This window comes from Micromonospora sp. CNZ309 (assembly GCF_002846525.1).
Genome location: NZ_PJNG01000001.1, coordinates 2615561 through 2628860 on the forward strand (window position 1 = coordinate 2615561; position 13300 = coordinate 2628860).

4 protein-coding genes (1 of these 4 only partly in view) are annotated in these 13300 nt (G+C 72.8%); all 4 read right to left on the minus strand.

The features are described from left to right. Tightly spaced (each overlapping or abutting the next), the 4 genes in view from CLT72_RS10365 to CLT72_RS10380 form a layout consistent with a single transcriptional unit that may run on beyond the window. The gene (locus tag CLT72_RS10365; RefSeq protein WP_474608596.1) at positions 1 to 828 is read right to left on the minus strand and encodes an ABC transporter permease; all 828 of its coding nucleotides are present in this window, start codon (positions 826 to 828) and stop codon (positions 1 to 3) included. Further along, positions 825 to 1676 carry an ABC transporter ATP-binding protein gene (locus CLT72_RS10370; protein WP_101411179.1) on the minus strand — a complete coding sequence of 284 codons (852 nt, stop codon included), beginning with the start codon at positions 1674 to 1676 and terminating at the stop codon, positions 825 to 827. The genes CLT72_RS10365 and CLT72_RS10370 overlap by 4 nt, the downstream gene beginning before the upstream one ends. Continuing rightward, a complete protein-coding gene (locus CLT72_RS10375) occupies positions 1673 to 9076 on the minus strand; it encodes a non-ribosomal peptide synthetase (protein ID WP_101411181.1) in 7404 nt (2467 codons plus the stop codon). Before CLT72_RS10375 ends, CLT72_RS10370 begins: the two co-directional genes overlap by 4 nt. Then, on the minus strand, positions 9073 to 13300 hold the 3' portion of the coding sequence (locus CLT72_RS10380; RefSeq protein ID WP_101411183.1) for a non-ribosomal peptide synthetase. Its footprint extends 2117 nt past the window's final position; 4228 of the gene's 6345 nt are visible here — the last part of the coding sequence; its start codon lies beyond the right edge, outside the window; it ends in the stop codon at positions 9073 to 9075. The genes CLT72_RS10375 and CLT72_RS10380 overlap by 4 nt, the downstream gene beginning before the upstream one ends.

Genomic DNA, 13300 nt, shown 5'->3' on the forward strand with positions numbered 1-13300 from the left:
TCACTCGCGCCGCCGCAGGCCACGCCGGACGACGGCCAGGCTCAGCAGCAGGCCGACGATGCACCACAGTCCCAGGACCAGGGCCACCCGCCCCAGTTCCCAGGAGCCAGCCAACTCCTGCGTCGCCATCGTGTCCGGCAGGAACGCCGCCCGGAACCCCTGGCCCATCCACTTCAGCGGGAACAGGGACGACAAGGTGGTCAACGGCGCCGGCAGCACGGTGATCGGGGTGACGAAGATGCCCGAGGTGAAGACCAGGACGAGATAGGTCAGGTTCGCCGCCGCGCTCGCCCCCCGGACCGATCTGGCCAGCCCGCTCAGGACGATACCCAGCAACGAACACGCCGTGGCTCCCAACAGGAACACCCAGGCCAGGGTCAGCCAGGACCCGGCGTCCGCCGGCAGCGCCAGGTCGAACAGCAGCACGCCCGTGGTCACCATCAGCACGGCCTCGGTGACGCTGACCACCAGCACGAGAAGCAATTTGCCCAGCACATACGCGGCCGGCGGGGCCGGCATTCCGCGCAACCGCTTCAGCGTCCCATTGGCCTGGTCCTCAGCAATGCCCACAGCGAGAGTGACAAAGGTGGCGGAGGCGATGCCCGCCGCGATCATGCTCGCCGTGATGTGTTGACTCGCGGTCACACCGGTTCCGGCGTACTCGGTGGAGAAGATCGATCCAAGCAGCACAAGCAGGACGATCGGCAACGCGAATGTGAACAACACGGTGTCGCGTTCCCGGAAGAAGGTCCTGATCTCCACGGCCCCACGGGCCAGCCCGAGCCGGCCCGTACGGGTCAACGAGGTTGTCGTCGCATGCGTGGTCACGGCTTGTTCCCTCCCACCAGGTCGATGTAGACGTCCTCCAGTCGGGGGCGGCTGACCGTCAGCCCGGGCACGGACGGCCCGAGCCGGGCGACCAGCTCGTTGACGAACGCGCCCGGGTCGGCCGTCCGGGCGCTGCGCGCCTCGGCGTTCTCCAGCCAGCTCACCGTGGCCTCCCCGCTCATCCGGCCGCCGAGCGTCGCCGGGTCACCGTCGGCACGGACGACCCCGTCGGCGATCACCACCACGCGGTCCGCCAACGCCTCGGCCTCCTCCAGATAATGGGTGGTCAGCAGCACGGTGGTGCCCTGCTCGTCTCGCAGGCTGCGGACCAGGTCCCAGAACTGCCGGCGCGCCTGCGGGTCGAACCCGGTGGTCGGCTCGTCGAGGAACAGCAGCCGCGGTCGGCCCACCACTCCGACAGCGACGTCGAGGCGACGCCGCTGACCGCCCGAGAGGGTGCGGACCCGGCGCCCGGCCGCCTCCGCCAGGCCGACCTGCCGCAGCAGGTCGATCGGATCGTGCGGGGACGGAAAATAGCCGCCGAAGTGCCGCAGCGTCTCCAGCACCGTCAGCTCCCCCGCGTCGCTGGCCTCCTGCAGGACGATGCCGATGCCGTACCGCCAGGCCAACGGGGCTCGCCAGGGGTCCACGCCGAGCACGCGGACCTCGCCGGCGTCCCGCCGCCGGTGCCCCTCGAGGATCTCCACGGTCGTCGTCTTGCCGGCGCCGTTGGGCCCCAGCAACGCGACCACCTCACCTTCCTGGATGTCCAGGTCGATGCCGTCCAGCGCGACGACCGTGCCGTAGCAGCGCCGCAGGCCGCGCACCGTCACCACGGGGCTGGTCATGTGGCACGCACCTCCTCAGGGTGTCCCATGGCAGTCTCCTCAAGATGTCCGATGATGCCGGCGACGACCTTGCCGAGACCCTCGATGTGTGGCGGCAGCATAGCGGTGATGTTGCCACCGGATATCCGGTGCACCTCGACGCCGGCCGGCACCAGGCGACGCCACCGGCCGACGTAGCCCTCAGGCTCGAGACCGGTCAGGCTCTCGTGCGTGCCGTTGACGAGGTCGTCGCAGGTGAGCAGGTGCAGCGGCCCGTCGTACGGCTGGTACAGGTACGAGAGCCGGGCCTCCATCTGCTGCCGCCACGACCGCACCGCCAGGGGCCAGACGTGGTCGAAATCGGGATCGCGCAGCGCGTCGTGGAAGCCCTCCACGACGATGCGCGGCAGCAGACCGGCGATCTCCGCCCGCAGTTCGGCGGCGCGTCCGGGCGGCGGGTCCTGGGCGAGCTCCTGGTACGCCCGATCGCACCGGGCCAGCAGCCGGAGGTTCTCGCCGCCGTCGGCGGGGACGTCGGGCAGTTGGAGCACTGGGTCCTGAAGGATGAGCGTCACGCTCTCGCCGCTCGCGCGCAGCCCTCGGGCCATCTCCCAGGCGATCGGCCCTCCGCCACACCAGCTGAAGAGGTGGTAGGGCCCCTGCGGCTGATCGGCACGGAGCTCGTCGAGGTAGCGCCGGGCCAGGTCCGCGGTCGAGCGAGCCGCCTCCCCCGGATCGAACAGGCCGGGATGCTGGTACGCGACCACGTCCAGGCTCTCCGGCAGGTGCCGCGCCAGATTCTCGTACCAGTGCGCGCTTCCCCCGCCCGGGTGCACGCAGTGCAGCACCGACCGGCTGCCGTTGCGGCGTACCCGGATCTGGCTGGAATCGGCCGTCCCGACCACGGACAGCACCTTCGCCCGCGGGTCGGGCGCCGGCCGGTCGGGCCCGGGGGACGGCGACGGGGCGGCGGGCCGCGGATCGGGCTGCTGCCAGGCACCGTCGAGGCTCGTACGGGCGGCCTCCGGCGCGGTGCCCTGCCGCCCGGCGAGCAGCTCGGCCAGGGCCGCCACCGTCCGCCGCACCAGGATGTCCGTCGGTGAGATGACCATGTCGAGCTGCCGGCCGAGCCGGATCGCGATCCGCATCGCCCCGAGCGAGTCCCCGCCGAGTTCCAGGTAGTCACGCTCGACGCTGACCTCGCCGCAGCCCAGCTCGCGCTGCCACACCCCGGCGATCGTCCGCTCCAGCGCGTTGCGCGCGGGGACGTGGTCCGCCGCCGTCCTGCCGTCGTCCTCCGGGCGGGGCAACGCCCGCCGGTCGATCTTGCCGCTCACGGTCATAGGGAACTCGGGCAACACGACGAAGTACGCGGGAACCAGCAGCGCGGGCAGCTGGGCGCGGGCGTGCGCCCGCACCGCGTCGACGTCCCACTCGACGTCGGGGCGGGCCAGCAGGTACGCGGCCAGGCGCGGCGCGCCATCGTCGGAGACCACGGTCACTGCGGCGGCCCGCACCGCGGGATGAGCCGACAGCACCCGCTCGATCTCGCCCGGCTCGATCCGGACCCCACTGATCTTCACCTGCTGGTCGAGCCGGCCCAGGTACTCGATGACATCGCCGTCGAGCCACCGTACGAGGTCACCGGTCCGGTACAGCCGCCCACCGGGTGCACCGAACGGGTCCGGCACGAACCGACTGGCGGTCTCGGCCGGTCGTCCCAGGTAGGACTGCGCGACACAGTGCCCGCCGAGATACAGCTCGCCCGGCACGCCGACCGGCACCGGGTTGAGGTCGACGTCGAGGACGTGGTTCGTCACGTTGTCGATCGGACGGCCGATCGGCACGCTCGTCGCCCCCGGGTGCGGCTGCGGGGCGACCTCGTACCAGGTGCAGGCGATGGATCCCTCGGTCGGCCCGTAGAGGTTGTACACCCTGGCGTCGGTCCGCTCGGCCAGGCGCCGGGCGGTCGACAGGGTGAACTTCTCCCCGAGCAGCATGACCTCACGCAGACAGGCGGGGATCCCCGGTACGGCGTCGAGGAACGCGTTCATCATCGACGGTACGAAGGCCGCGTGGCTGACCTGGTGCCGCTCGATGAACGCGGCCAGACCCAGCGGGTCGAGGTGCAGCTTGTCGGGCGCCATCACCAGCGTCGCCCCGGCGACCAGCGGCCGGAAGATCTCGCCGACCGACACGTCGAAGGTGTAGGGGGTCTTCTGGACGACCCGGTCGCCACCGCGCAGGGGCAGCGCCCGTTGCAGCCAGTGCACGTAGTTGGCGGCGCCCAGGTGCGGCACGGCGACACCCTTCGGGCCGCCCGTGGACCCCGAGGTGAACAGGACGAAAGCGGGGTGGCCTCCGGTCACCTCGGCCGGTGTCCGCTCCGGACCGCCCGGGCGGGGGTCGAGCACCGGCACGACGCCGGCCAGCACCTCGTGCAGCTCCTCGTCGGCCACCACCAGCGCAACGTCCGCGCCGACCAGCCGCTGCCGCAGCCGCGCCGCCGGATCGTCCGGATCGAGCGGCACGAACGCCGCACCCGACTGGAGGATGCCCAGCAGCACGGTCACCAGGTGGACACTGCGCCGCATGCAGACGGCGACCGGCCGGTCCGGCCCCGCCCCCGCCCCCGCCAGTCGCCGGGCGAGCGCCGTGGCGGCGGTGACGAGCTCCCGGTAGGTGACCGTCCCGGTGTCGTCACGGACCGCCTCGGCGTCCGGGGTCGCCGCCGCCTGCCGGAGGACGCCTCCGTGCAGCGTCGTCTCGGCCAGGGCGAGCGGCGCGGCCACCGGTCCGGACAGCCGCCGCGCGAGCTCGGCGCCGGAGAGCAGCGGCCCGGTGGCGGACCCGCCGACATCGGCGAGCATGTCGGTCAGCACCCGGTGGTACGCCTGCGCCAGCCAGTTCAGACGTTCCGGGCGTACCCGCTCCGGCATCGCGGTGAACATGACGTACCCGGGCAGGACGGTCACAGCCAGCGGGAACTCGTTGGGACTGTCGTCCTCGGTCTGGGTCGTCTGCACCGCCGTGTCGCGCAGCAGGTAGTAGTCGAGGAAGTTGAAGACCGCCTCGACCAGCGGCTGCGTCGTACCAGCCAGCGACTGGAGCCGGGGCAGCGGGAAACGCCGGTGGGGCAGCAGTGCGGTCTCCGCCTCGGCCGCGGCCCGGATCAGGTCCAGCCAGGTGCCGCGCGGGCGCGGGCCGACCACCGGCGGCGTGTTGAGGTACATCCCGAGCACCTCGTCACCGCCGCTGACCTCAGGGCGGCCGTTGCTTACCAGGCCGCACAGGAAGCCGTCCCCGGCGCTCAGGACGCTCATCGTCTTGAAGAACGCGGCCAGGTAGACGCTCTTCACCGGAACGCCGATCGCCGCGGCCAGTTCGCGCAGCCGGTCGACGTCGGTGCCGAGCGGCTGCGCCACCGTGTGCGGGGCACCGGCGCCGGCCGCCCCCCACTCCTGCGGAAGGCGCAGTGTCTCGTACCGGTCCAGCACGCTGGTCCAGTACTCGCGGCTCTGCGGATCGGCGACCACCGCGCGTTCCATGGCGATGAAGTCCGCCCAGCGGCGCGTCGGCCGCTCCATCGACGGCGGCGTCCGCTGGTCCCGCACCGCCACGTAGCGGTCCATCAGCTCGCCGAGCAGCGAGTTGTGGCTCCAGCCGTCGAGGATGACGTGGCACTCCACCCAGGCCAGCACCCACCGGGTGGCGCCGGTGCGGTACGCGAAGAGACGCCACAGCGGTGCCCGGTCCAGCACGACGGGAGCCAGCCGGTGCCGGGCGGCCTCCTCCCGGATGAGCAGCTCCTGCTCGGCCTCGTCGAGCCCGTCGAGGTCCTGCACCACCACCTCGGCCCGGGCCTCCGCGTGCACCAGTTGAAGCGGCTCGCCGTAGCTGGTGAGGTCGAAGGAGGTACGCAGCACGTCGTGCCGGGCCACGACCTGCCGCACCGCGGTACGCAGGGCGGCGGCCGACAGCGGCTTACCGTCGTCGACGAAGTACAGCGTCACGTTCTGGTACGGCCGGCGTTCCTCGTCGGCCATCAGCTCGTAGAGCATGCCGGCCTGGACGTCCGACAACGGGTAGGCGTCGAGCACGTCCTCCGGGAGTTTCTCCCGGTCGGCGGCCGATATCTGCCCGAACTCCTCGGTCACTAGGTCGTCCGGCCGCTCGTCGATGCACTGTCGGGCCACGGCGGCGACGGCGGCGACGGTGCGGTGCTGGAACAGGTCCTGCACGCTCACCGCCAGGCCAGCCTCGCGCAGCGCGCCGACCAGTCTGATGGCGCGCATCGAGTCGCCGCCGAGGGCGAAGAAGTCGTCCGCGCCGCCCACCTGCGGCACCTGGAGGACCTCGGCCCATACCCGCGCGACCAGGTGTTCCTCCGGGGTGCTGGGCGCGACGTACGCGGTGCTGGTCGTGCGGCCCTGCTCCGGGGCGGGCAGGGCGCGACGGTCGATCTTCCCGCTGCTGGTCCGGGGAAGTGCGTCCAGGGACACGAACCGGCCGGGCACCATCGCCGCCGGCAGCACTCCGGAGAGCCCGGCGCGGAGCCGGTCCGGCGTGGCGTCCGCGCCGTCGCGTGCCACGACGTAGGCGACCAGTTGGGCGGGCAGGTCCGCGGGCCGGTGCAGGGCGACCGCCGCCTCGGCAACCGCCGGGTGCTCCATCAGCCGTGCTTCGATTTCACCCAGCTCAATCCGGACGCCGTGCAGCTTGACCTGCGCGTCGATGCGTTCGAGGAAGTCGATGGTCCCGTCGGCGCGCAGCCGGACCAGGTCGCCGGTGCGGTACATCCGCTCGCCCGGCACGGACGAGAACGGGTCCGGCATGAACCGCTCGGCGGTAGTGCCGGGCCGGTTGCGGTACCCGTGCGCCAGCCCGACGCCGGCCAGGTAGAGCTCACCGGGCCAGCCCATCGGCACCATCCGCAGCCGCTCGTCCAGGATGTGGACGCGGATGTTGCTGATCGGCGTGCCGATCGGCACGCCGGCGGTGTCGAGGGTGGCGAGCAGCCGCTCGTCGACCCGTTGGGCGGTGACGTCGACCGACGCCTCCGTCGGGCCGTACAGGTTGTGCAACGCCGCCGACGACCAGGCCGCGAAGCGCCGGGCGGTGACGGTACGCAGCGCCTCGCCGCTGCAGAACACGTGCCTGAGGCTGGGCGGCGCCTGCGCGACGACAGCCAGGAAGGCGTCGAGCATCGACGGCACGAAGTGCAGGTGCGTCACCGCCTCGGCCCGGATCAGGCGGTCCAGTTCCAGCGGGTCCCGGTGCACGCCCGGCGGTGTCACCACGATGGTCGCGCCCGTGATCAGCGGCCAGAAGAACTCCCACACGGCCACGTCGAAGGTGAACGGCGTCTTCTGCAACACCCGGTCGCCGGGTCGTAGCTGGTAGCTCTCCTGCATCCAGGTGAGCCGGTTGACTATCCCGCCGTGGTCGATGACCGCGCCCTTGGGGCGCCCGGTGGAGCCGGAGGTGTAGATGACGTACGCCCGGTCGTGAGCGGTCAGTGCCGGAAGCTGCCCGTAGAGGTCGGTCGCCCCGTCTCCCGGGGCCAACGGAGGAACCACCGGCACGTCGCCGAAGCCGGCCGCGTGGTCGGCTCCGGCCACCACCGCGCGGACCTGGGCGTCGGTCGCCACCTCCGCCCGGCGCGCGGCCGGATCCTCCGGGTCGAGGGGCAGGTAGGCGCCGCCGGACTTCAGGACCGCGAGCAGCGCGCAGACGAGTTCCGCGCTGCGGGGCAGGCAGACCCCGACGACGTCGCCCCGGCCGACGCCGTGCCGGCGCAGGGTGTGAGCCAGGGCGTCCGAGAGCTGGTCCAGCTCGGCGTAGCTCCAGCTGCGCCGCCCTTCCCGTACCGCGACCGCCGCCGGGTCCCGCCGGACGCGGTCCCGGACCAGCTCGTGCAGGGGGCTGTCGGGGACATCCCGGCGGGCACCGGTCAGCACCGCCCGCAGCCGGTGACGCTCAACCTCGTCGAGGACGTCCAGCGCGCCGACCGACGCCCCCGGCGCGGTGACGGCGTGTTCCAGCAGAACGAGGTAACGGGTGACGAGCTCGTCGACGGTCCGCTCGTCGAACAGGGCGGTCGCGTAGTCGATCGCGCCGAACAGCCCGTCGGCGGTCCGCCGCAGCCCCATGCTCAGGTCGAGTTTGACGCCCCGTGGCGGGGTGGCGACGTCGACGACGTCGAGGTCGTCGAAGCGGCCCGGCAGCCCCCCGTTCTCGTCCTCGAACAGGAACATCGTCGACACCAGCGGGTTGCGGGACAGGTCCCGCTCCGCCGCGACCGCGTCGACGACCCGGTCGAAGGGGATGTCCTGGTGGCTGACGACGGCGTGCAGCGTGTCCCGCACCCGATCGACCAGCAGGTCGAAGCTGGGTTCACCGGAGCAGTCGCAGCGCAGCACCAGCGTGTTGAGGAAGGGGCCGACGACGGCGTCCACTCCCGTCCGGGTCCGTCCGCTCACCGGCATGCCGACGACGACGTCGTCCTGCCGCGTCAGCCGGGCCAGCAGCGCGGCGAAACCGGCGAGCAGCACCACGTACGGCGTGGTCCGGTGCCGCTGGGCCAGCTCGGCGCAGGCCCGATCGACGTGCGCCGGCACCGCGAAGGTCACCCGGGCGCCGGCCGGATCCCGCGGGGCCGCGCGGGGCCGGTCGGCGGGCAGGTCGAGTTCGGTCAGCTCGGCCAGGGTGTCCTGCCACCAGCGCAGACCGGCCTGTGCCTCCGCGGTGCCGAGGTGTCGCCGCTCCCACCTCGCGTGATCGACGAACTGTCCCGGCCGGGCAGGCTGCGGCGCCCCGGTCCGGGCCGCGTGGTAGAGCTCGGCGAGGTCGGCGCAGAGCAGTTGCACGGACCAGCCGTCGCAGGCGATGTGGTGCAGGTGTGCGACGAGCACCTGTTCGTCGTCGCCCAACCGCACCAGGACCGCTCGCCAGACCGGGCCGGTGGCGAGGTCGAATCCGCGCCCGGCCTGGTCGGCCAGCAGGGCGGCGAGCCCGGCCTCGTCGGTGGTCACGACCGGCAGGTCGACCGGCGCGGGTGGATCGATCACCTGGACCGGCTCGCCGTCGCGCAGCTCGTACCTCGTCCGCAGGATGTCGTGGCGGGCGGCCAGGCTGGTCAACGCGACGTGCAGCGCCTCGACGTCGAGCACGCCGCGCAGCCGCAGCACGAGAGGCACCAGGTAGTCCACCCCGCCGGGCGCGAGTTGGTCCAGGAACCACATCCGGCGCTGCGCCGACGACAGTGGCGCCGGACCGGTGTCGGTCACGCCGGCAGCGGCATCGGCGGCGGGTCCGTCGTCGCGCCGCCGTACCCGGCCCGCGAGGCGTTGCGCCACCAGCCGGCGACGCAGCTCGGCCCCGCTGTCGGCTGCCGGACGTGGCCCCGCGGTGTCGCTCATCGTCTCTCCCCAGGCTCGTCCTGATCCAGCAGGAGCGCGGCCACCTCGTCCTCGGGCAGCGCGTCGACCTCGTCGACGACGAGCCGGGTGACCAGGTCCACCTGTTGCTCGACCGTCGTCGCCCCGAACAGGTCCCCGAGCGGGATGGTCACCGCGAAGAGGTCCTGGATGCGGGTACGGACCCGGGTGGCCAGCAGCGAGTTGCCGCCGATCGCGAAGAAGTCGGCGTCGTGCTCGACCGCGGGGAGACCGAGCACGGCGCACCAGATCTCGGCTATCAGCTCCTCGACGGTCGCCTCGGCGGATGCCTCCCCGGTGCGCTCGCCCTCGTCGTCGGCGGCGATCGGCGGGAGCGCCCGCAGGTCCACCTTCCCCGCCCCGGTCCTCGGCAGCTCGGCGAGGAAGACCCAGTGCCGCGGGACCATCGCCTCCGGCAGCCGCGCCCGCAGGTACGCACCGAGATCGCGCGCGTCCGGTGGGGTGGCTTCGGCGGCCACGACGTAGCCGACGAGCTGCGTGGCGCCGTCCCGCATCGCGGCGGTGACGCTCGCCGCCCGGATACCCGGGTGGGTGAGCAGGCACGCCTCGACCTCGGCAGGCTCGACCCGGAAGCCGTTGATCTTTACCTGACGGTCCGCCCGGCCGTGGAAGTCCAGCACCCCGTCGGCGTTTCGGCTGACCACGTCACCCGTGCGGTACATCCGGGCCCCGGGCACCGTCGAGAACGGATCCGGCAGGAAGCGCTCGGCGGTCAGCGAGGGGCGTCCGTGGTAGCCCCGCGCAAGGCTGCCCCCCAGGAACAGCTCGCCCCGGACACCGGGCTGCGCCGGTCGCAGCCGCTCGTCGAGCACGTAGCCGACGGTGCGGCCCACCTCGGTGCCGATCGACACGACCGCCCCGGGGGGCAGGCTGGCGGCACGCGCCTCGGTGACCTCGTAAAGGGTCGACGTGACGACGGTCTCGGTCGGCCCGTAACAGGCGATGAAGCGCGCGTCGATGCCGAGTTCGTGCCACCGGTGCACGTCCTCGGCGTACACCACGTCCGTGCCGATGTTGACCGCGCGCAGGGTGTCCAGCCGGCTGTCGGCCTTCACAACCCGGTCGAGCATGTCCCGCCACGCCATCGGCGGCAGGTCGAGGAAGGTGATCCGGGTGGCGGCGACCAGGTCGGGCAGGTCGGCCGGGCTCCACCCACCAGCGGCGGCGAGCACCAGGGTCGCGCCCGACACCAGGGTCACGCCGAGGTGTTCCATCGCGACGTCCACGAAGGGCGGACTCGTCGTCAGGATCCGGTCGTCGGCGGCCAGCCCGTACCGCAGCGCCACGTCCTCGCAGTGGGCTAGGAACGCGCCGTGTTCCACCTGCACGCCCTTGGGCTCGCCGGTGGAGCCGGACGTGTGGATGACATACGCGAGCTGTCCGGCGACGACGGCGGCCTGGCGCTCTCCCCCGCCGTCGGTGGGCGCGGACGTCCGCAGGTCCTCCGGCACCAGCACCGCGGGACCACCGGAGGGCACCAACCCGACGGCGTCCGGCGTCACCACCACGACGGCGGATTCCAGCGACGCCACGATCGACGCCAGCCGCGCTCCGGGTCCGGCGACGTCGAGCGGGGCGTGCACACCGCCGGCAGCCATCACCGCGAGCGCGGTCACGATCAGGTCCAGGCCACGGGGAAGGCAGACCGCGACGATCGACTCGGGCCCCACCCCGGCGGCGCGCAGGCGGGCCGCCGCCACATCGACCCGCCGCGCCAACTCGCCGTAGCTGAGGCGGTCGCCGCCCTGCTCGACCGCGACGGCGTCCGGCCGCGCCGCCGCCTGACGCCGGAGCAGTTCGGGCAGGGTACGGACGGCCAGCCCGCCGACGGACGCGTCCGGATCGGTGGCGACCTGCTGGAGCAGGTGCCGGTAGCGGCGGATCAGCCGTTCGACGCTCGCCGGCCGGAAGAGGTCCGTCGAGTACTCGACGAGCCCCAGGTAACCACCGTCCGGTTCCTCGCTCAGCGTGACGGTGAGGTCGTAGATCGCCGTCGGCCACGGCAACGGCAACAGATCCAGCTGCTCCGGCAGGTCGGGCAGGTACGACGGCCGCGCCTGCCCCACCTCGAACATGATCTGGAACAGGGGATTACGGGAGCGGTCGCGGGCGATCCGCAGGCTGTCCAGGACGCGGTCGAACGGGATGTCCTGATGCGCGTAGGCGGCCAGGGAGGTCTCTCGGGTGCGCCGCAGCACGGCCCGGAAGTCGTCGCCGGGGTCCACCTCGGTACGCAGCACGAGGATGTTCGCGAAGTAGCCGATGAGCCTCTCCACCGCCGGGTTGGTCCGACCGGCGACGGGTGCGCCGACGACGATCTCCCGGGTGCCGGTCAGCTCTGCGAGCAGGCAGTTGAAGGCGGCCAGGAAGGTCATGAACGGGGTGGCGCCGAGTTGCTGCCCGACCTGGACGACCGGGGCGGCGACCGTGGCCGGCACCCGGAACACGTACAACGCGCCCCGGCCCTGCCACTGGGCGGGACGGGGCAGGTCGGTGGGGAGTTCGGTGGCGCGTGCCCCGTCGAGCTGCCGCCGCCAGTGTTCGAGCCCGCTGGCCGCCTGCGGGCCCTGCAACCAGGCCGACTGCCAGGCGGCGTAGTCGGCGTACTGGACGGCCGGTGCGGCGGCCGGGTCGGGGGACGACAGTTCGGCGGCGAGGATCTCCGTCGACACGCCGTCCCAGGCGATGTGGTGCACGAGCAGGACCAGCGACTGCCGGTCGGGGCCGGAGCGGACCAGGCGGGCGCGCAGGACCGGATCGGTGGCCAGGTCGAAGGGCCGCTGGGTCAGCTCCCTGATCTGCCGGGTCGCCGCGTCCTCGCCGGTGGCCTCGACGAGTTCGATCTCGACCGGGGCGGGCGGATCGACCACCTGGCTGAGCTGCTCGTCGACCATCTCGTAGCGGGTACGCAGGATCTCGTGCCGCTCGACCACGCGGGCGAGTGCGGCGCTCACCTCGGCCAGCGTCATCCGCTCCGGCAGCGGCACCACCACCGGCACCATCTGCTCCGGGCTGCCCGGACTCAGCTGCTCCGCCATCCACATCCGCTGCTGTCCGGCCGACAACGGCAGCAGCCCGGTCCTGGGCAGCACCTCGATCTCGGGTGCTGTGGGTCGACCCGCCGCGTCGTTCTCGCCGCCGGCCGCCGCCGCGTCCCGGCGCAGCAGGTCGGCCTGGGCGGCGACGGTGGTGGCCTGGTACAGCTGCGCCAGCGAGACGTCCGCACCGGTACGCGCCCGCAGCCGGGCCGCCAGCTCGCCGAGTTGCAGGGAGTGCCCGCCGAGCGCGAAGAAGTCGTCGTGCCTGCCGACGGTGCCGGCGCTCGCCAGTACCGTGGCCCACTCCTGCGCGACGACCTGTTCCACCTCGTCGGTGGGCAACGCCCGCTCGCCGGGCGGCAAACCGTCTGGAGTCCCGTTCAGCAGGGCGACCGCGTCGGTCTTGCCACTGGACGTGGCGGGTATCGCGTCCACCCGGACGAACAACCCGGGCAGCATCGCCTCCGGCAGGGTCCGACGCAGGTGCGCCCGCAGCGCACCGGCCTCGATGGCGGCGTCGGTGACCAGGAACGCCACGAGCTGCCGCCCCCCGTCGGGACGCGGACGCCCCAGCACGACAGCGGCCCGCACCAGGGGATGCGTCTCCAGCGCCCGCTCGACCTCGCCGGGCTCGACACGGACACCGTTGATCTTGATCTGATCGTCCGCCCGGCCCACGAACTCGAATTCCCCACCGGACCGCTGCCGCGCCAGGTCGCCGGTGTGGTACATCCGCGATCCGGGTGGCCCGTACGGGTCGGGCACGAACCGGGCAGCGGTCAGGTCGGGTCGCCCGACGTACCCCCGGCCGACGTTGACGCCACCGACGTAGAGCTGCCCGACGGCCCCCCGGGGCACCAGTTCGCCGTCCCGGCCGAGCAGGACCGCCCGCAGCCCGTCCAGCGGGCTGCCGATCGGCACGGGTCCCCGGCGCTGCTCCTGCGGCCACCGGTGCGCGGTCACGTCGATCGCGCACTCGGTGGGTCCGTACGTGTTGACGACCGTGACGTCGACCCGGTCGCGGACCTGCGCACACAACTCACCGGTGAGCGGCTCGCCGGCGCTGAACAGCAGCCGCAGCGAGGTGCAGTCGGCCCATCCGTCCGCGGCGAGCAACCGCCGCAGCACCGAGGGCACCACCTGGAGC

Excerpts from the sequence above, each read along its gene's own strand:
- CLT72_RS10370 (WP_101411179.1), bottom strand. The coding sequence starts at position 1,676 with ATGACCAGCCCCGTGGTGACGGTGCGCGGCCTGCGGCGCTGCTACGGC.
- CLT72_RS10375 (WP_101411181.1), bottom strand. The coding sequence starts at position 9,076 with ATGAGCGACACCGCGGGGCCACGTCCGGCAGCCGACAGCGGGGCCGAG.